The 18,404-nt window shown below is 46.2% G+C and carries 17 protein-coding genes and 13 tRNA genes; 21 read left to right on the top strand and 9 right to left on the bottom strand.

Going from position 1 to position 18,404, the window contains the following annotated elements; all coding sequences use genetic code 11:
- Nucleotides 1-7 precede the first annotated feature (7 nt).
- Nucleotides 8-358 (top strand): arsenate reductase (glutaredoxin), encoded by a 351-nt coding sequence (arsC, locus tag BSQ33_RS04260; RefSeq protein ID WP_088133380.1) that lies wholly within the window; start codon nucleotides 8-10, stop codon nucleotides 356-358.
- Nucleotides 355-939: an NAD(P)H:quinone oxidoreductase gene (gene wrbA / locus BSQ33_RS04265; RefSeq protein WP_088133381.1), complete on the top strand. Its 585-nt coding sequence runs from the start codon at nucleotides 355-357 to the stop codon at nucleotides 937-939. Before arsC ends, wrbA begins: the two co-directional genes overlap by 4 nt.
- Nucleotides 940-1,025: 86 nt before the next feature.
- Here wrbA and BSQ33_RS04270 read toward each other — a convergent pair whose 3' ends face one another.
- The gene (locus BSQ33_RS04270) at nucleotides 1,026-2,450 is read right to left on the bottom strand and encodes a DUF2066 domain-containing protein (RefSeq protein ID WP_157721350.1); all 1,425 of its coding nucleotides are present in this window, start codon (nucleotides 2,448-2,450) and stop codon (nucleotides 1,026-1,028) included.
- A gap of 103 nt (nucleotides 2,451-2,553) precedes the next feature.
- On the opposite strand from BSQ33_RS04270, the gene BSQ33_RS04275 reads away from it, so the two are divergent.
- Nucleotides 2,554-3,795 carry a uracil-xanthine permease family protein gene (locus tag BSQ33_RS04275; RefSeq protein WP_088133383.1) on the top strand — a complete coding sequence of 414 codons (1,242 nt, stop codon included), beginning with the start codon at nucleotides 2,554-2,556 and terminating at the stop codon, nucleotides 3,793-3,795.
- Nucleotides 3,796-3,885: 90 nt separating this feature from the next.
- On the opposite strand, the gene ybaK is transcribed toward BSQ33_RS04275, so the two are convergent.
- The 8 genes from ybaK to hemA all read right to left on the bottom strand — a co-directional run bounded on the left by ybaK (nucleotide 3,886) and on the right by hemA (nucleotide 11,892).
- Nucleotides 3,886-4,389 (bottom strand): Cys-tRNA(Pro) deacylase, encoded by a 504-nt coding sequence (gene ybaK / locus BSQ33_RS04280; RefSeq protein WP_088133384.1) that lies wholly within the window; start codon nucleotides 4,387-4,389, stop codon nucleotides 3,886-3,888.
- 110 nt (nucleotides 4,390-4,499) lie between these two features.
- Entirely contained in the window at nucleotides 4,500-6,134 is a 1,635-nt protein-coding gene (gene ushA, locus BSQ33_RS04285) for a bifunctional UDP-sugar hydrolase/5'-nucleotidase UshA (protein WP_198298179.1), read from the bottom strand.
- A gap of 375 nt (nucleotides 6,135-6,509) precedes the next feature.
- Nucleotides 6,510-7,361, bottom strand: a complete 852-nt coding sequence (kdsA, locus tag BSQ33_RS04290; RefSeq protein ID WP_088133386.1) for a 3-deoxy-8-phosphooctulonate synthase — start codon at nucleotides 7,359-7,361, stop codon at nucleotides 6,510-6,512.
- Nucleotides 7,362-7,385: 24 nt separating this feature from the next.
- On the bottom strand, nucleotides 7,386-8,195 hold the full coding sequence (locus BSQ33_RS04295) for a SirB1 family protein (protein WP_088133387.1): 810 nt from the start codon (nucleotides 8,193-8,195) through the stop codon (nucleotides 7,386-7,388).
- 18 nt (nucleotides 8,196-8,213) lie between these two features.
- A complete protein-coding gene (locus BSQ33_RS04300; protein WP_088133388.1) occupies nucleotides 8,214-8,597 on the bottom strand; it encodes a SirB2 family protein in 384 nt (127 codons plus the stop codon).
- 56 nt (nucleotides 8,598-8,653) lie between these two features.
- A complete protein-coding gene (gene prmC, locus BSQ33_RS04305) occupies nucleotides 8,654-9,508 on the bottom strand; it encodes a peptide chain release factor N(5)-glutamine methyltransferase (protein WP_088134528.1) in 855 nt (284 codons plus the stop codon).
- Between the two features lie 6 nt (nucleotides 9,509-9,514).
- Nucleotides 9,515-10,603, bottom strand: a complete 1,089-nt coding sequence (prfA, locus tag BSQ33_RS04310) for a peptide chain release factor 1 (protein WP_088133389.1) — start codon at nucleotides 10,601-10,603, stop codon at nucleotides 9,515-9,517.
- 32 nt (nucleotides 10,604-10,635) lie between these two features.
- Nucleotides 10,636-11,892 (bottom strand): glutamyl-tRNA reductase, encoded by a 1,257-nt coding sequence (hemA, locus tag BSQ33_RS04315; protein ID WP_088133390.1) that lies wholly within the window; start codon nucleotides 11,890-11,892, stop codon nucleotides 10,636-10,638.
- Nucleotides 11,893-12,061: 169 nt separating this feature from the next.
- Between hemA and lolB the strand changes: the two genes are divergently transcribed.
- The 18 genes from lolB (at nucleotide 12,062) to BSQ33_RS04405 (ending at nucleotide 18,364) form a co-directional block, all read left to right on the top strand.
- Entirely contained in the window at nucleotides 12,062-12,670 is a 609-nt protein-coding gene (lolB, locus tag BSQ33_RS04320) for a lipoprotein insertase outer membrane protein LolB (protein WP_088133391.1), read from the top strand.
- On the top strand, nucleotides 12,652-13,560 hold the full coding sequence (gene ispE / locus BSQ33_RS04325; protein WP_420070620.1) for a 4-(cytidine 5'-diphospho)-2-C-methyl-D-erythritol kinase: 909 nt from the start codon (nucleotides 12,652-12,654) through the stop codon (nucleotides 13,558-13,560). Before lolB ends, ispE begins: the two co-directional genes overlap by 19 nt.
- Before the next feature lie 105 nt (nucleotides 13,561-13,665).
- Nucleotides 13,666-14,610 (top strand): ribose-phosphate pyrophosphokinase, encoded by a 945-nt coding sequence (locus BSQ33_RS04330; protein WP_088133393.1) that lies wholly within the window; start codon nucleotides 13,666-13,668, stop codon nucleotides 14,608-14,610.
- 197 nt (nucleotides 14,611-14,807) lie between these two features.
- Complete coding sequence (gene pth, locus BSQ33_RS04335; protein WP_088133394.1) at nucleotides 14,808-15,398, top strand: aminoacyl-tRNA hydrolase; 591 nt, start codon at nucleotides 14,808-14,810, stop codon at nucleotides 15,396-15,398.
- 10 nt (nucleotides 15,399-15,408) lie between these two features.
- Complete coding sequence (ychF, locus tag BSQ33_RS04340) at nucleotides 15,409-16,500, top strand: redox-regulated ATPase YchF (RefSeq protein ID WP_072956485.1); 1,092 nt, start codon at nucleotides 15,409-15,411, stop codon at nucleotides 16,498-16,500.
- 282 nt (nucleotides 16,501-16,782) lie between these two features.
- Nucleotides 16,783-16,859: transfer RNA gene (locus BSQ33_RS04345), tRNA-Met, on the top strand.
- A gap of 44 nt (nucleotides 16,860-16,903) precedes the next feature.
- Nucleotides 16,904-16,988 (top strand) — tRNA-Leu (locus BSQ33_RS04350).
- A 37-nt stretch (nucleotides 16,989-17,025) separates the two neighbouring features.
- Nucleotides 17,026-17,100, top strand: a tRNA-Gln gene (locus tag BSQ33_RS04355).
- Between the two features lie 78 nt (nucleotides 17,101-17,178).
- A tRNA-Met gene (locus BSQ33_RS04360) sits at nucleotides 17,179-17,255 on the top strand.
- A gap of 25 nt (nucleotides 17,256-17,280) precedes the next feature.
- Nucleotides 17,281-17,367 (top strand) — tRNA-Leu (locus tag BSQ33_RS04365).
- 16 nt (nucleotides 17,368-17,383) lie between these two features.
- Nucleotides 17,384-17,458 (top strand) — tRNA-Gln (locus BSQ33_RS04370).
- A gap of 76 nt (nucleotides 17,459-17,534) precedes the next feature.
- Nucleotides 17,535-17,619 (top strand) — tRNA-Leu (locus tag BSQ33_RS04375).
- A gap of 37 nt (nucleotides 17,620-17,656) precedes the next feature.
- Nucleotides 17,657-17,731 (top strand) — tRNA-Gln (locus BSQ33_RS04380).
- 76 nt (nucleotides 17,732-17,807) lie between these two features.
- Nucleotides 17,808-17,892 (top strand) — tRNA-Leu (locus tag BSQ33_RS04385).
- A gap of 31 nt (nucleotides 17,893-17,923) precedes the next feature.
- Nucleotides 17,924-18,000: transfer RNA gene (locus BSQ33_RS04390), tRNA-Met, on the top strand.
- Between the two features lie 25 nt (nucleotides 18,001-18,025).
- Nucleotides 18,026-18,112 (top strand) — tRNA-Leu (locus tag BSQ33_RS04395).
- 16 nt (nucleotides 18,113-18,128) lie between these two features.
- A tRNA-Gln gene (locus BSQ33_RS04400) sits at nucleotides 18,129-18,203 on the top strand.
- Between the two features lie 76 nt (nucleotides 18,204-18,279).
- A tRNA-Leu gene (locus tag BSQ33_RS04405) sits at nucleotides 18,280-18,364 on the top strand.
- Nucleotides 18,365-18,404: the final 40 nt, after the last annotated feature.

The raw sequence follows: 18,404 nt of genomic DNA on the forward strand, positions 1-18,404 counted from the left end.
AGTCATTATGTCAGTCGTCATTTATCATAATCCTAAGTGCTCAAAAAGCCGGGAAACCCTTGCCCTTTTGGAAAGTAAAGGAATTCAGCCTCAGGTCATTAAATATCTGGAAACCGAGCTCACGCCTGCTCTCCTGAAAACACTTTATTCGCAACTCGATGTTCACAGTGTCAGAGATATGATGAGAACCAAAGAAAGTATTTATAAAGAACTCGATTTAGCCCGCGATTCACTCAGTGATGATGACTTGTTTCAAGCCATGATCGAACATCCGAAACTCATTGAACGCCCAATCGTTGTTGCCAACGGCAAAGCCCGTCATGGCCGCCCCCCCGAGCAGGTGCTCGAGATTCTATGAGCCACCGGATTGTTGTGCTTTATTACAGCCGCCATGGTTCCACTCTGGCGCTGGCAAGACAAATTGCACGAGGAGTCAACGCCGTTGCTGGTTGTGAAGCCTTACTGAGAACCGTCCCGGATATACCGCCGTCAACAGAACCGTCATCTGATCCTTATCTGACATATGATGAATTAAAAGACTGTGATGGTTTGGCGATGGGAAGCCCGGTCTGGTTCGGCAATATGGCCGCACCACTGAAGCACTTTTGGGATGCAACCACACCACTCTGGATCAGTGGGGCTCTGATAGATAAGCCTGCATGTGTCTTTACATCATCGTCGTCGTTACACGGTGGTCAGGAAGCAACACTGCAAAGTATGCAATTGCCCTTGCTCCATCATGGGATGCTGATTGTCGGCATTCCTTACAGTGAACCGGCATTGCATACCACTCAAAGTGGCGGCACACCGTATGGAGCCAGCCATCATGCTACAGTATCAGGTCAATTGAGTGCAGAAGAAAAGACACTCGCACAACGACTTGGGCAGCGTCTTGCTACATTATCAATTCGACTCAATCCTGCCACAGTAAATACATAAGCTTTATCATCTGTTTGCTATTTTACCGGTAAAAATAAGGGCCTGAATGGCCCTTTATTTTTTACGTATACTCATAACGCAGATTGTTACGGTGTATCTTGAGGGATCTGATGCTGGGACAACGTGTCGCGTGAATCCTCGGCCTGAATATCATCATCTGTTTGCTGATTCACCGAATGCTGACGCCATTGATATTGCAGTGAAGATTGTCCCATTTCTACTGATGGATTGACCACCGCCTGAGAATCAACGTCATTTACGGACTTCTTTTCCGTCGCATCCTTCGGCAAATGTGCCTCAGATGATGGTTGAGCAGATAGCGGTTGTTCAGAGAATGATTCGTCACTCAGTGTTCCGTCAACGGCAGTCTCTTCAGATGAGGTGGGTTGCTCTGCTTGAGAAGGCGCAGCGGGTTGTCCATCACCTCCCATCTCTGCATCAAGCTTGGTGGGCTGTCGTTCAATCAAATTGAGTGAAGCAAGCTCCTGTTGAAACGCTTCCTGAGTGGTTAACAAATGCACCCGGAATGTCACTTCATCCCCTTGAATTTGGATGACATCAACACTCGCTACCGAACTTAGTTGGTTGAGCGCTTGTTCCAGCTTGAAAAAATGAATGGCTCGGCTTAAATGTTTCACATTGAGAATCATCGAATGAGACGATTGCCCGGCAACCACCACCCGATTTTTCTTGGCATAGTATTGCGTTAATTGATTAACCAACTGTGCAAGTTCGTCGTCACCACTTAAGCTCCCGCTCATTGGTGGCACCGTAATATCTAACAGTTTTTCTGGTGTTTGATCGTAGAGCTTCCAGTTCAGCGTGTCTGACTGAGCCCGAATAATCAAAATTGCATCCGGATGATAACGCTCACTCGCATCACGAATCGGCTGAAGAAACTCACCCCAGATATCCGATGCTTCAATACTGGTAATATCGTCAAAATCACCGACCGGGACAATAAGAGGTAATCCCCGTTTTTCAGCCAGTTGTTTCAATTGCTGAACATTTGCATTCGCGACGTTTTCCCATGCGATATGACGCTGAAAGTTTTGGTCTTCAACGTACCAGACAAGAATCGTCGCCCGTTTCACCGGCCAGAAAGGGAGTTGTGCCTGAGTCAACAACGTTCGTATCTGCTTGGCACTAAACTGCATTTTGACTATCTTCTGGTCATCTTTCTGACCATAGCTAATCTGGGACAAATAAAGACGATTTTGAGACAGCGCTTTCTTAACCACTGGGTTATTCACAGCGTCTTGCTCCCCGGTCGCCCGAATAATCACATTCTCCATGCCCTGAATTCGAGCCTGAGACTCATCTTGCTCTTGATCAAGCGTGACTTCCGAACGATAAATATTGACCTGAGTTGCCGCATAACCGGAAAAAGTCAGGCATAACAAAATCAGACAAGCGAAATTTCGCATAGTAATCCAAAATACATCAACAATCGTGTCCCGATCATAAGCAACTATTGGTTTCCCGGCAAGAAAACCCTGCCACAATAGCAAATATTCCTGCTCCTCCCTGACAAAAAATAGCATCTTTGAAACATGGCAAACGTTTCAATAAGTGATAGAATCCTCAAAATTTGTCTTAATCAGGGAAAAAAACATGAAAAATGCCATATTAGGCGTGCAGATGCTCTTTGTTGCATTTGGCGCGCTGGTTCTGGTTCCGCTGCTAACGGGACTCGATCCAAACGTCGCTCTCTTTGGCGCCGGTATCGGAACCCTTCTTTTTCAACTTATCACCCGTCGCTCCGTCCCCATTTTCCTCGCTTCTTCTTTCGCTTTCATCGCACCAATCCTTTACGGCGTTCAAGCTTGGGGCATACCTGCCACAATGGGTGGTCTGATTGCTGCCGGCGCCGTCTATGTTTTGCTCGGCGGATTGATACGAGTCAATGGCGCAGAGTTTATCCATAAACTTCTGCCACCGGTTGTCATTGGCCCAATCATTATGGTGATTGGACTAGGGCTTGCCCCGACAGCTGTCAATATGGCACTGGGAAAAACGGGAGACGGGTCCGTTCAATTAATTGACGGACAGATTTCCCTCTGGATTTCATGTATTTCTCTGTTTACGACAATTCTCATCAGTGTCTTTGCCCGCGGCATGTTTAAACTGCTGCCGATTTTCGGTGGCATTATTGCCGGTTATACACTGAGCCTGATTTTTGATGTGGTCAGTTTCGAAGCGGTTGAGAATGCTGCTTGGTTCTCACTCCCTCACTTCACCATGCCTGAATTTAATATTAATGCCATCCTGTTTATGATTCCGGTTGCCATTGCGCCGGCCGTCGAGCATGTGGGGGATATTCTGTCTATCTCCAATGTCACCGGCAAAAATTATCTGAAAAAGCCGGGACTACACCGCACCATTGCCGGAGACGGCATTGCAACTATCGCAGCGGCGATGGTTGGCGCGCCACCGAATACAACCTATAGTGAAGTAACTGGCGCGGTCATGCTGACCAAGGCGTTCAATCCTGTGATTATGACCTGGGCGGCCGTGACTGCCATTATTTTAGCGCTGGTCGGCAAACTCGGCGCTTTACTCCAAACCATCCCCGTACCTGTGATGGGCGGAATTATGATTTTGTTATTCGGCTCGATTGCGTCGGTCGGTTTGAATACCCTGATCAAGAATCATGTTGATCTGCACAAATCCAGAAATCTGGTGATTGTCGCGGTGACCTTGGTATTTGGTATTGGCGGTATGGCCTTCGGTATCGGTGAATTCAGCTTACAGGGAATCAGTCTCTGTGGTGTCGTTGCCATCTTGTTAAATTTCATCTTGCCAGATGACTTGGGCGAAAACCATGTCGTTGACAATGCGCAGATTGAAGACTAATACACGGCATCACCCATAAAAAAATCCCGGACGTCAACGCCCGGGATTTTTATTCGTGTTGAAAATGTCGTGTTGAAAATGAGTGCCGGTTTATTGATATTCCAATCCCGTCGGTTCACTCTCTAAACATAATGGTAAAAATTTTGCGCGTGTCAGTTCCGCCAAATCCCGAGGCGCTAATTCAATTTCCAAGCCTCTCTTACCCGCACTGACGCAAATCGTTTCTTGGGTCTCTGCGCTGGAGTGAATAAATGTCGGCAACATTTTTTTCTGCCCGAGTGGACTAATACCACCAACCACATACCCAGTTATTTTCTGTGCTATGTCAGGATTTGCCATTTCCGCTTTTTTTACACCAGCCGCTTTTGCCGCCAGTTTCAAATTCAGCTTTTGCTCAACCGGAATAATCGCGACAGCCAGCGCTTTAGGTTCACCGTTCAGCGCGAACAGTAATGTTTTAAATACCTTCTTCGGATCCTGCCCGAGCACTTCTGCTGCTTCCAGCCCGAAACTGCTATGATTCGGGTCATGGTCATACTGATGGATTGTATGAGAAATCTTCTTTTTTTTTGCCAAACGAATCGCAGGAGTCATACGTCAGTCCTTTTTATCAATCAAGCAACGTGCCACCTTCAGCAATTGAAAAGGCGGCAATTTGCCGCCTCAAGTAAAAATCACTCGCGAATCCGAGTCAAACACTTTTTTTATTGATAAGTGATCTCACCTTTCGGTTGGTACAACGAAGCATCAACCGGGCTATGGGTCTGTAAATACTCTTTTAAAACATCGGCATCGACAAATCCGGTATTCACATAGCCGACATGTCCAGTCAGTTTTGGATACCCATCCCCCCCGGCAGCATTAAAGCTCGGAACGGTAAACCGATAGGTTTTTGTCATTTGAATCGGAGAACCACCAATTTTCACGTCAGACACACCGGAAGGACTGACCGTCATGGAAAGGCCGGCAAACTGAGCATAGGCCCCCGAATCAACGGGTTTAGTCGCAACCTGATTCAGATAGTCAATCACCTCAGCACCAGACATATCGACATAGGTGATAATATTGGCAAAAGGTTGTACTTTCAGCACATCTTTATAAGTAACATCCCCTGATTCAATCGAATCCCGAACCCCACCGGAATTCATCACAGCAAAGTCAGCGTTGACTTTATTCTTATGTGCCATTGCAATTAAATGGCCCAGATTGGTTTGCTGAAAACGCACTACATTTCTGTCACCTTCCAGGCGCCCTTTTACTGTGGCAATTTTTTGCTCTAATTTAGCCTTCCCTTTCTCTTCATAAGGCGTCAAAAACTTCAGTAACGCTGGATCTTCTGGTATCTGTTGATTGATCAATACGCGTTGTTTCTTGCCATTGCGCATCACTTTTTTCTTAAGATTGACGGGTATCAGTTGATAACTGACCATCTTCAACTGCCCATTGCGGAACTCATAATCTGCCCGCCCCACATATTTGCCCCATTCATGCGCCTGAACAATATACGTCCCGTTCTGAATATCCGGCTGACAATCATCTCCCGGCTGAAAATGAGTGTCGGCAACGTTCGGGGATTCCATACAAACGGGTTCCTGAGAATGACCACCCACAATCATATCCAGTGATCCGGGTTCTAGATAACGAGCGAGAGCAACGTCACCCGGTGCATTGATACCATGTTGACCATTGACGTAATGCCCCATATGCGTCACAGCAAAAATCAAATCCGGCTGTTCTGTTTTTTTCAGTGTCGCGATCACTTTCTTCGCTTCAACTTTCGGATCTCTGAATTCAACATTGCCGATATATTCAGGATTACCAATTTTCGCGGTATCTTCTGTTGTCAAACCAATGACCGCGATACGAACCCCTTGCTCATCAAAGATTTTATACGGACGGAACAAGCGTTTGCCGGTTGTCTTGTCATAAATATTGGCCGAGAGCATGGGGAAATTCGCCCATAGGCGCTGTTTGAATAACACAGCCAACGGGTTATCAAACTCGTGATTGCCAACTGCCATGGCATCGTATCCGATGATATTCATTCCTTTAAAATCGGGCTCGGCATCCTGCAAATCCGATTCCGGGACACCGGTGTTGATATCCCCACCAGAAAATAGCAGTACACTACCGCCTTCGGCTGCCACTTCCTGACGGATCTGATCAATCAGTGTTTTTCGGGCAGACATACCATATTCATCATATCTGTTCTTCCAGAACCGACCATGATGATCATTGGTGTGAAGTACCGTCAGATGGTACGTTTCATCCTGATGCCACTGTTTCTGAGGGGTTGTTGTACATCCCCATAGCAACACCAGTAGCAGAGCACTGAGCATGGTTTTCGAGTAACGCCATTGATTTGAAAAATGTGAAAACAGTTGATTTGAAAACCATCGCGTTGAAATAAGTGATAATCGCATAATATTCCTGCCAATCCTGATCCCTGACATGGCTGTCCATTGCTATTCAGGTCACCTCAAGAGACCTGAATATAAGTTAGCCCTATACATTAACTGATAAAGAATACTATAAGATTATGAACTTAAGGTCACAAATATTTGATGATGTGATCGCACGGCCGATCTCCATTGACCAGAGCCCGTATCACATTGATTAGCTGCCAGATCTGTATTCAGCCCCCATAAAAAAACCATCGTATAAAACGATGGTTTCTACAATTCTGGAGTGTTCTGTTTCACCGATGAAACAATTTAATCAATGTCGATATCTGCAAAACCTTTAATCAAGTCATCCAAGGCTTTCATCTGTGCCAAGAATGGCTCCAGTTTATTCAGAGGCAACGCTGAAGGGCCATCGCATTTTGCCTGAGCAGGATTCGGATGCGCTTCAATGAATAACCCGCCAATGCCAGTTGCCAGACCGGCTTTTGCCAATTCAACCGTCTGCTCACGACGACCACCGGAAGCTGCACCGGTTGGATCACGCATTTGTAGCGAATGGGTCACATCAAAAATAATCGGGCTACCATGAGAGACTTTTTTCATCACGCCAAAACCGAGCATATCGACAACAAGGTTGTCATAACCATGGCAAGAACCCCGTTCACACAGGATGATTTTATCATTGCCACACTCGGCAAATTTTTCGACGATATTGCCGACCTGTCCCGGGCTCATGAACTGAGGCTTCTTCACATTGATCACCGCCCCTGTTTTTGCCATCGCTTCCACTAAATCAGTCTGACGGGCAAGAAACGCTGGCAACTGAATCACATCAACCACATCCGCGACCGGCTGCGCTTGTGCTTCCGTATGTACATCAGTGATGATCTTGACACCGAAGGTCTGTTTCAGTTCCTGAAAAATCTTCATCCCTTCATCAAGTCCCGGACCGCGATATGAATGAACAGAACTACGGTTCGCCTTATCAAATGAGGCCTTGAATACATAAGGAATCCCTAACTTTTCTGTCACTTTGACATAATGCTCGCAAACCTGCATCGCAAGATCACGGGATTCCAAAACATTCATACCGGCAAACAAAGTAAACGGGCGGTCATTGGCAACGTCAATATCACCAACTTTTACAACTTTCTGTTCCATCGTATTCTCTCTATAAACCCAATATTAGTGGATTGTTACGGCTGTACTACGCAACAAATTCACCTGATTTTTCAATAATTCAGCAGCGGGGTCATCCGGGCAATGCTCAATAAAATACTGATAATCCGAAAGCGCTACTTGATGACATTCCAGTTGCTGATAAATGAAGCCACGGTCACGAATTTCATAAGGATCATCGGGGACAAACGTCAATGCCAGATTGGTACACTTCAACGCCAGAGTATAACGTTCTTCACGCATCAGCGCACTTTTCAGTAAGGCCAGCCAACGTCCGATGATGGTCGGGTGATCGCTGACCTGAAGATGTTTCGACTTTAATTTGGCAAGGGGGCCTTTACTACCGATCAGCCAAGCTTGCAACGTATGCTTCGAAACATATTCGCCAGAAAATGGATTCAAATAAACAAGTTCTTCATCGGACCAAGCAACCTGAATCAAAAACTGAGTCGGAAACATCACTGGCTTCAGCGGAAATCCCAGCCGATGACTAAAATACAATAACAAGGCGCCTAAACTGACAGGAATGCCTTTACGATGCTCCAGCACCTGATCGATGAATGCATTACGAGACTCAAAATAAGCCTCGTGATCACCGGCAAATCCCCAATCCTGATAAAATAATTGTAAAAAAGCGGCAAATCGTGCTTTGGGATCAGCATCATCATCCAGATACGCTTCAGCTTCATGGGTCATCTTCACTAATGTCTGTTCTGCCCACGTAACCCGGGTTTCAGGATTAATGGCCTGATTCAGTACCAGTGCACCTTCCACCAGCTCCATCGCATCAAAATCTTCGTCAAATAATTCAATCATAGACATATCGGCCCAGTATTAATGCATCAATATCGGTAACTTGGTCCAAGAAATGTTTGCCGCCATGGCAACCCAGCCCAGCGCACCAAGGAATGCGAAAGTCCGCAGCAATTTCCCTCGGCCTAGTTTCAAGGCAAACACGCCTAATGCGATATAAGCCAACATACACATGAGTTTTTCCGTCAGCCAAGCAGCCTCAGGAGTAAAAGGAATAAAGCCAGTCACGACACACAATGCAACACCGGATAACAACAGTAAGGTATCTATCACATGCGGTGCGATTTTCAAAAAACGATGGTGAAGCGCTTGAGAGTTCATCATCATCAGCCCGTAGCGAAGACAAAATAAAGCGACACTGGTCACAATGGTAAATAGGTGAAAATATTTTAATCCCAGATACATAAACGTCCTCTTATGGGCACTTTTTAGGCATAAATAAAGCGATGGTATCAATAACGTTATGGCAGAAAGCAACCGACTGTTACGCGATCATTTCCAGAATCATCTTGCTCAGTGTGAATCGACTGATACCCCAAAGATTGCAGTAATCCTCTGACTGATTCGGCTTGCTCATAACCATGTTCAAACAGCAGCCATCCGTGAGGTTGCAGGTATTGCTTTGCCGCGACTGCAATGGCTCGGATATCCGCCAGCCCCTGCTCTTCTGCAACTAAGGCCGACAACGGTTCAAAACGAACATCTCCACATCGTAAATGCGGGTCGTCCGCATCGATATAAGGTGGATTTGAAACGATCAAAGCAAATTTCGTACCTTCATCAATGCCATCGAACCAATTTCCCTGATGAAACTGCACATTGGTAATTCCCAACTGCGCTGCGTTTGTCTTTGCTAACTCGCAAGCTTCCGACTGAATATCAACCCCGGTCACTCGGATATCAGGTAACTCAGAAGCCAGAGCCAAGGCGATTGCCCCTGTGCCGGTCCCCAAGTCCAGAATAGGCCCTGTCACTTCTCGCGCCTTTTCCAAAGCTACAATCACCAAACATTCGGTATCCGGACGTGGAATCAACGTGGCCGAGGAAACTTGCAACGGCAAGGACCAGAATTCCCGTTGCCCAAGAATATAGGCAATCGGCTCACCGCTTTGACGGCGATTCAATAATTCAGCAAACCAGCTGAGCTGAGATTCAGTCAGCGTTTTCTCTGGCCATGTCAGCAAATATGAACGGGGTTTCTCAAGGACGTGGCAAAGTAATACCGCGGCATCAATCGCAGGCGAAGGACTGCCGCTTTCCAATAACACGGCAGTGCTGTAACGAGTTAATTCGTCAATTCGGGTTGGCAGAGACATCATCGATTAGCTTTGCTCAGCCAATGCAGCCAAAAGATCGGCCTGATGTTCTTGAATCACCGGACCAATCAAGCTATCCAATTCTCCGTCCATCACTTCTGAAAGGCGGTACAATGTCAGATTGATGCGGTGATCAGATACCCGCCCTTGCGGATAGTTATAAGTTCGGATGCGGTCACTGCGATCACCACTGCCGAGTAAGTTACGCCGGGTATCTGAGACTTCAGCCGCCCGTTTCGCTTCTTCAGCCTGAGCTAACCGAGCTGCCAGTACCGACATCGCTTTGGCTTTGTTTTTATGCTGAGAACGTTCATCCTGACACTCAACGACCACACCGGTCGGCAAGTGGGTAATCCGAATGGCAGAGTCGGTGGTGTTGACGTGCTGACCACCTGCGCCCGAAGAACGGAAAGTATCGATTTTTAGATCACTGGCTTTAATCTCAGGTAACTCGGCTTCCGGTATTTCCGGCATAATGGCAACCGTACAGGCGGAGGTATGAACCCTTCCTTGTGATTCTGTTGCCGGAACTCGCTGAACCCGATGACCGCCAGATTCAAATTTTAATGTGCCGTAAACGCCGTCACCATTGACTTTAGCAATCATCTCTTTATAGCCGCCATGCTCAGCTTCACTGAATGACATGACTTCAATACGCCACCCTTTTCTTTCAGCAAAACGGCTATACATGCGGAACAAATCACCCGCAAAAATGCCCGCTTCATCGCCTCCGGCACCGGCACGAATTTCAAGGAAACAATTGCGCTCATCATTCGGGTCTTTCGGGAGCAATAATATTTGCAGTGTATCGGTTAATTGTTCAATCGACGCTTGTGCGGCTTCAACCTCTTCCTGAGCCATTTCTTGCATCTCTGCGTCATCTTCTTTCGCCATTTCTTCGGCAGCAACTAAATCTTCTTGCGCCTGCTGATAAGCTTGAAAACATTGAGTCACTTCTTCAAGTTGAGAATACTCTTTTGATAACGCACGGAATCGGTTTTGATCCCCAATAATGTCAGGATCACCAAGCAGGTGCTGAACTTCCTCATAGCGCTCAGCGAGCGTTTCAAGCTTTTGTAAAATTGACGCTTTCATAGTTTCTTCTTTATACGGAAATAATATCGAAATTAAAGATTATCAAGCCCCAGACTCTGTCTGATTATAGCCAACTTCGCAGGCTCTCCCTGCTCGGCAGCTTGCTGTAATGCACGAGTCGGCGCATGAATTAATTTGTTGGTTAACTTATAACTAAGTTCCTGAAGGATTTTTTCTGGCTCGCCCCCTAACGCGAGCGCCTGAAGACTTTTATGAACAAGTTCTTCACGGATATGATTCGCACTGTCACGGTAATCGCGAATACTATCAACAGCCTGTAACGACCGCATCCAGCTCATGAACGCTGCGCTTTCTTCACTGACAATCGCTTCAGCCTGAATCGCTTCGACCTTTCTCTGTTCGATATTGCTGTCTACAATCGACTGCAAATCGTCGACACTATACAGATAAGCATCACCAATCTCGCTGACTTCCGCTTCCACATCTCTCGGCACCGCAATATCAACCAGTAACATCGGTTGGTAACGCCGGGCTTTAAGCGCTTTTTCCACCATCCCCTTACCTATAATCGGCAAAGGACTGGCTGTCGAACTAATCACGATATCAGCTTTGGCAAGGTGTTCCGGAATCTCTTGTAAGCGAATCACCTGCGCATCAAATTGCGCGGCTAATCCCATTGCCCTTTCCCGGGTGCGATTCGCCACGATAATCTTCTGACAACCATTGGCTGCCAGATGCTTCGCCACCAACTCGATAGTTTCGCCGGCACCGACTAATAACACCGTTGCATTGGTCAAAGATTCAAAAATATGTTTTGCCAGCGTACAAGCCGCATAGGCGACAGAGACGGCATTGCCACCGATATCCGTTTCAGTCCGGACTCTTTTGGCAACAGAGAATGCTTTCTGAAAGAGTTTCTCTGTCGCGGCATCAACCGATGCCAGATCCTTCGATTCTGAATACGCCTGCTTGACCTGCCCGAGGATTTGAGGCTCGCCTAAAACTAAAGAATCGAGGCCACAACAAACGCGCATTAAGTGGCGGATTGCAGCTTGCTCTTCATGAATATAAATACTCGATTTTAACTCTTGCGGATTGACATGGTGAAACTCAGATAACCAATCGATCAAACGTCCTTTACTCGCTGGCTTTATCTCACAGTACACTTCTGTACGGTTACAGGTCGAAAGTATCACACTCCCTTTAACATCCGCATACTCCCGAAGCTGACTCAGCGCTTCAGGAAGCTTATCTGGCCCAAACGCAACTTTTTCACGCAGTTCCAGAGGCGCTGTTTGATGATTTATTCCAATGGCAAGTAAGGACATCGACTGGAGGTACTCTGATCACATCTTCTAAGGGGTAAGACAGGAATTTTACTGTATGCCCTTATTGAAGAAAAGACTTTAACGGATTTGTTTTTATAACTTCGTGATATCAATGTTATAGTATTTTGGTTTCAAAGCATCCGTTTTTCGACTAACAAAAGCCGTATTTATGACTTATCGTATCCTCCAAGTATTTTTGAGTATCATCATTTTAGCTGGCTGTAGCAGTGTTCAGACACCTCTTCAACCCGTGGAATGGCAATCACACCAGCAACGTCTTCAACAAATCAGCACTTATCAAATCTCGGGAAAACTGGGCTACATATCGCCACAAGAACGTCGCTCACTCAATTTTCAATGGAAGAAATCTGACCATCATAGTCAACTGCGTCTAACCACATTTTTGGGGCAAACCGTCTTGAAGATGGATATTGATCCGCAACGTGCAGAAGCCGAGACCTATGAAGGGCAACACTATACAGCGCAGACACCGGAATTATTACTACACCAACTGACCGGACTGGATATTCCCCTCAGTTCGCTCAGTCAATGGATTCTAGGCCGTCCCGCCCTTGCGGATACGTATGCTCTCAAGCCCGATAACACACTGGATAACCTAGAGAAAAAGCTCGCCAATCAACAATGGCGGGTACAGTATAAAACATATACAGCCGTGACCTTCAAAGCGCAGCAACTTCCGCTGCCCGAGCGCTTATCCCTGCAACAAGGATCAACCAAAATAAATATCCATATTTCGCAATGGAAAGTCACACAATGAATACATCCGAAATACTCAATACTGGCCAGACGGTCTGGCCATCACCAGCCAAACTGAATTTGTTTCTCTACATAACCGGTCAACGGGATGATGGTTATCATGAGTTACAGACACTTTTTCAGTTTCTCGATTACGGCGATGAACTGACGATCCGAGTCAATACCAGTGGGGAGATCGCGGTCTATCCGGAAATTGACGGTGTACCGTTACATGATAATTTAATCTGGAAAGCTGCCCAGAAACTTCAGCACGACACACAAACATCGCTGGGCGCTGAGATTCACTTACATAAGGTGTTACCGATGGGAGGTGGGATCGGCGGAGGCTCATCCAATGCGGCGACTGCCTTAGTCGCACTTAATCATCTCTGGCAATGCGGATTATCCCAACATCAACTGGCTGAAATCGGATTGCAACTCGGTGCTGATGTCCCCGTTTTCGTTGAAGGCCATGCGGCATACGCAGAGGGGGTCGGAGAGAAGCTGACATTCGTCACACCCCAAGAAAAATGGTACCTCGTTGTCAGACCCGATGTCAGTATTTCAACCGCTGCCATTTTTTCGCATCCCAAATTAACTAGAAACACGCTCAAGCGAGATCTGGCAACGCTTTTACAAGCGCCGTACGAAAACGATTGCGAAAAAATTGTCCGAAAGCTCTACCCAGAGGTTGATAAGCAACTTTCATGGCTGCTACAATACGCGCCGTCGAGATTGACCGGGACTGGGTCATGTGTTTTTGCTGAATTTCCGAACAAAAATGAAGCACAACATGTTCTTTCCCGTTTGCCGGATGGAGTTTCTGCTTTTGTAGCAAAAGGATGTAATATTTCGCCGCTGAAAGAAACTTTGACAGGCTATACTCACCGTTGTGAAGACAACAATTGTTAAGATGGAAAATGACGCATCTGTCTGTTAGACATCATGACAAGAGTATGATCAATCGGCCCACACCCAACCTATTTAAATACTGGACGCAACCCTGAGGTTTCCACCGTGCCTGATATGAAGCTATTTGCCGGTAACGCTACCCCTGAACTAGCCCAACGTATTGCTGATCGCTTGTATATTTCTCTTGGAGATGCTGCTGTTTCCCGTTTTTCAGACGGTGAAGTTGCAGTACAAATCAATGAGAATGTACGAGGAAGCGACGTATTTCTCATCCAATCAACCTGTGCACCAACCAACGACAACCTGATGGAACTCGTGGTGATGATTGATGCGATGCGCCGTGCTTCAGCAGGCCGTATTACCGCTGTTATCCCTTATTTTGGATATGCTCGCCAAGACCGCCGTGTCCGTTCTGCCCGTGTACCAATTACTGCGAAAGTCGTCGCTGACTTTCTTTCGAACGTTGGTGTTGACCGCGTACTGACGATCGATTTACATGCTGAACAAATTCAAGGTTTCTTCGATGTTCCTGTTGATAATATCTTTGGAACACCCGTCTTACTTGAAGATATGAAAGCAAGAAGTCTGGAAGACCCAGTCGTCGTATCCCCTGACCTGGGTGGCGTTGTCCGCGCACGCGCAACCGCGAAAGCACTCGGGGATATCGATATTGCGATTGTTGATAAACGTCGTCCCCGCGCTAACGTTTCTGAAGTGATGAACCTCATTGGTGATGTTGAAGGCCGTGACTGTGTCATTGTTGATGACATGATCGATACCGGTGGCACACTATGTAAAGCTGCTGAAGCTTTAAAAGCACGTGGCGCAAAACGTGTTTTTGCTTACGCGACTCACGCAGTATTCTCAGGCAATGCAGCGAAGAATATTAAGAACTCCGTTCTTGATCAGGTCATTATCACTGATTCCATTACGCTTTCGAAAGAAATGCAGGCAACAGGCCGTGTGACTCAGTTGACCCTTTCAACAATGCTTGCCGAAGCAATTCGCCGCATCAGTAACGAAGAGTCAATCTCAGCGATGTTCAATTAATCGTTCATTTCTGTTGTAAAAAGCATCTCTCCGGAGATGCTTTTTTATTTCCCAAAGTTTGCCGTTCGCTTTGATTTCCTAAAAACCGGCTGCAACACAAATCATCACAACTGATGGCGTTTCCAGGAAGTTTGGGGATAAAAAATTCTGTGCTATCATACCGCGCTTTTCATTGTAGACATCAGGAGAGCCTGACTGTGAGTCAACCCATAAAACTACTTGTTGGGCTAGCCAATCCAGGCCCAGAGTACGCAAGAACAAGGCATAACGCAGGAGCATGGGTCATTGAAGAACTAGCCCGTGTTCACCATACAGTGTTAAAAAATGAGCCTAAATTTTTTGGCCTGACTGGTCGAATCACCATTCAAGGTCAGGATTTACGTTTATTGATTCCGACAACGTATATGAACTTGTCCGGAAAAGCCGTCTCGGCTCTGGCGAAGTTTTATCAGATCCAGCCGGAAGAGATTATGGTCGCTCACGATGAGCTCGACTTACCGCCCGGTGTTGCTAAATTTAAACAAGGCGGCAGTCATGGCGGTCATAACGGCTTAAAAGATACCATCAATAAACTGGGTAATAATAGAGAATTCTACCGTCTTCGGATTGGCATTGGTCACCCGGGACATAAAGATAAAGTTACAGGTTATGTGTTAGGTAAGGCGCCTGAAAAAGAACAGGAATGCCTCGATGCCGCTGTAGACGAGTCTGTCCGCTGTTTGGACATACTGCTCAAAGAAGGTCTTACGAAAGCACAAAATCGTTTACACACATTCAAAGCTGAATAAGGTTATAGTCATGGGGTTTAAATGTGGCATTGTTGGTTTACCAAACGTTGGCAAATCAACACTTTTTAACGCTTTAACCAAAGCAGGAATTGAAGCGGCAAATTTTCCGTTTTGTACGATCGAACCGAATACAGGCATTGTTCCTGTTCCGGATTTGCGTCTTGATGCGCTTGCTAAAATTGTAAACCCTCAACGGGTATTGCCGACAACCATGGAGTTCGTCGATATTGCCGGTTTAGTTGCCGGAGCATCGAAAGGTGAAGGGCTGGGCAACAAGTTCTTGGCAAATATTCGTGAAACGGACGCAATTGGTCATGTTGTTCGTTGTTTCGAAAACGAAAACATTGTGCACGTCTCTGGCAAAGTGTCTCCGCTCGAAGATATTGAAGTCATTAATTTAGAATTGGCTTTGGCCGATTTAGACACTTGTGAACGAGCAATTCAACGCCAAGCCAAACGCGCTAAAGGTGGTGATAAAGCGGCAAAATTTGAAATTTCCGTGCTGGAAAAACTTCTCCCGGTACTCACCGAAGGCGGAATGGCTCGCAGTGTAACACTGGCAAAAGAAGAATTAGCGGCTATTGGTTACCTCAATTTCCTCACTCTCAAGCCAACGATGTATATCGCAAACGTCAATGAAGACGGTTTTGAAAACAACCCTTATCTGGACGCGGTTCGAGAATTTGCCGCCCAAGAAAATAATGTTGTTGTCGCTGTATGTGCCGCCATTGAGTCAGAACTCTCTGAATTGGATGATGAAGAGCGAGATGAGTTCCTTGCCGATTTGGGCATTGAAGAACCCGGATTGAACCGTGTAATTCGTTCAGGCTATGAACTCCTCGAACTGCATACCTATTTCACCGCGGGTGTGAAAGAAGTCAGAGCCTGGACAATTCCTATTGGCTCAACAGCCCCACAAGCTGCCGGGAAAATTCATACGGACTTCGAACGTGGTTTCATCCGCGCGGAAGTCGTTGGTTATGATGATTTCATTCAGTACAACGGTGAAAGTGGCGCGAAAGAAGCGGGTAAATGGCGTCTGGAAGGAAAAGATTATATTGTCAAAGATGGCGATGTGATTCATTTCCGTTTCAACGTCTAACCCGATTACAAATATTCTCTGAACATAAGGCCCTCAACAGAGGGCCTTATGCTTAATCCCTCATCATCTCTTCCTCTGAAATATCAATCTGGCATCGCTCTTTACAACTCTCAGCCAATTGATTTGCGAGTTATTTTGTCTATAAACAGCGCGGTTTGACTAAAAAAAAAACGAACAGTTGATTTTCATCGATTTATTCAAAAAAACTATTGACGCTCTCAAGCCATATCCGCATAATGCGCTCCGTTCGCAGGATTATGGCTTTCCTGTACTGGGGTTTGTGGCTACGTAGCTCAGTTGGTTAGAGCACATCACTCATAATGATGGGGTCACAGGTTCGAATCCCGTCGTAGCCACCATTTCCTAAGTACTTTTTAATATGAAAAGTTTTTAGGAAAGATATGCGGAAGTGGCGAAATTGGTAGACGCACCAGATTTAGGTTCTGGCGCCGCAAGGTGTGAGAGTTCAAGTCTCTCCTTCCGCACCATATTTAAGATAACTTTTTGATACAAAGTTATGACAACAGGTCTATAGCCAAGCGGTAAGGCAACGGGTTTTGATCCCGTCATCCCCTGGTTCGAATCCAGGTAGACCTGCCATATTTTATTTGTCTCAATCTGGGAAAAAGAGATTGAAACAAACAGCGGGATTGATTATATTGTCTCGCTCTAAAATGAGGCTACGTAGCTCAGCTGGTTAGAGCACATCACTCATAATGATGGGGTCACAGGTTCGAATCCCGTCGTAGCCACCATATTGAATTCTTTTGCTACTCTTATGCGGTGGTGGCGGAATTGGTAGACGCGCTAGCTTCAGGTGCTAGTGTCCGTTAGGACGTGAGGGTTCAAGTCCCTCCCTCCGCACCAAGCAAAAGAATGTTACAGGTCTATAGCCAAGTGGTAAGGCAACGGGTTTTGATCCCGTCATTCCCTGGTTCGAATCCAGGTAGACCTGCCATATCAAATGACTTTGAGCATAATGTGACTTTACATACAATGTTGAAAGTCAGAGCGAAAGCTCAACAAAGTACAATGCGGAAGTGGCGAAATTGGTAGACGCACCAGATTTAGGTTCTGGCGCCGCAAGGTGTGAGAGTTCAAGTCTCTCCTTCCGCACCATATTTAAGATAGCTTCTTGATACGAAGTTATGACAACAGGTCTATAGCCAAGCGGTAAGGCAACGGGTTTTGATCCCGTCATCCCCTGGTTCGAATCCAGGTAGACCTGCCACATCAAATGACTTTGAGTATGGTGTTGCTTTATATACGATACTGAAAGTCAGAGCGAAAGCTCAACAATAAACAATGCGGAAGTGGCGAAATTGGTAGACGCACCAGATTTAGGTTCTGGCGCCGCAAGGTGTGAGAGTTCAAGTCTCTCCTTCCGCACCACGAATTTGTTATCAAACAGATAACTGATTATGGCTACGTAGCTCAGCTGGTTAGAGCACATCACTCATAATGATGGGGTCACAGGTTCAAATCCCGTCGTAGCCACCATATTGAATTCTTTTGCTACTCTTATGCGGTGGTGGCGGAATTGGTAGACGCGCTAGCTTCAGGTGCTAGTGTCCGTTAGGACGTGAGGGTTCAAGTCCCTCCCTCCGCACCAAGCAAAAGAATGTTACAGGTCTATAGCCAAGTGGTAAGGCAACGGGTTTTGATCCCGTCATTCCCTGGTTCGAATCCAGGTAGACCTGCCATATCAAATGACTTTGAGCATAATGTTGCTTTACATACAATGTTGAAAGTCGGAGCGAAAGCTCAACAAAATATAATGCGGAAGTGGCGAAATTGGTAGACGCACCAGATTTAGGTTCTGGCGCCGCAAGGTGTGAGAGTTCAAGTCTCTCCTTCCGCACCATGATTCTGACCCAGACAACTGTCTGGGTTTTCTTTTATCT

This window comes from Vibrio gazogenes (genome assembly GCF_002196515.1).
Lineage (GTDB): Bacteria > Pseudomonadota > Gammaproteobacteria > Enterobacterales > Vibrionaceae > Vibrio > Vibrio gazogenes_A.

Coding starts and splice junctions, on each gene's coding strand:
- arsC (WP_088133380.1), top strand. CDS start 8: ATGTCAGTCGTCATTTATCATAATCCTAAGTGCTCAAAAAGCCGGGAA.
- ushA (WP_198298179.1), bottom strand. CDS start 6,134: ATGCTCAGTGCTCTGCTACTGGTGTTGCTATGGGGATGTACAACAACC.
- hemA (WP_088133390.1), bottom strand. CDS start 11,892: ATGTCCTTACTTGCCATTGGAATAAATCATCAAACAGCGCCTCTGGAA.
- kdsA (WP_088133386.1), bottom strand. CDS start 7,361: ATGGAACAGAAAGTTGTAAAAGTTGGTGATATTGACGTTGCCAATGAC.
- lolB (WP_088133391.1), top strand. CDS start 12,062: ATGACTTATCGTATCCTCCAAGTATTTTTGAGTATCATCATTTTAGCT.
- BSQ33_RS04275 (WP_088133383.1), top strand. CDS start 2,554: ATGAAAAATGCCATATTAGGCGTGCAGATGCTCTTTGTTGCATTTGGC.
- ychF (WP_072956485.1), top strand. CDS start 15,409: ATGGGGTTTAAATGTGGCATTGTTGGTTTACCAAACGTTGGCAAATCA.
- BSQ33_RS04295 (WP_088133387.1), bottom strand. CDS start 8,195: ATGATTGAATTATTTGACGAAGATTTTGATGCGATGGAGCTGGTGGAA.
- prfA (WP_088133389.1), bottom strand. CDS start 10,603: ATGAAAGCGTCAATTTTACAAAAGCTTGAAACGCTCGCTGAGCGCTAT.
- BSQ33_RS04300 (WP_088133388.1), bottom strand. CDS start 8,597: ATGTATCTGGGATTAAAATATTTTCACCTATTTACCATTGTGACCAGT.
- ispE (WP_420070620.1), top strand. CDS start 12,652: ATGGAAAGTCACACAATGAATACATCCGAAATACTCAATACTGGCCAG.
- prmC (WP_088134528.1), bottom strand. CDS start 9,508: ATGTCTCTGCCAACCCGAATTGACGAATTAACTCGTTACAGCACTGCC.
- ybaK (WP_088133384.1), bottom strand. CDS start 4,389: ATGACTCCTGCGATTCGTTTGGCAAAAAAAAAGAAGATTTCTCATACA.
- wrbA (WP_088133381.1), top strand. CDS start 355: ATGAGCCACCGGATTGTTGTGCTTTATTACAGCCGCCATGGTTCCACT.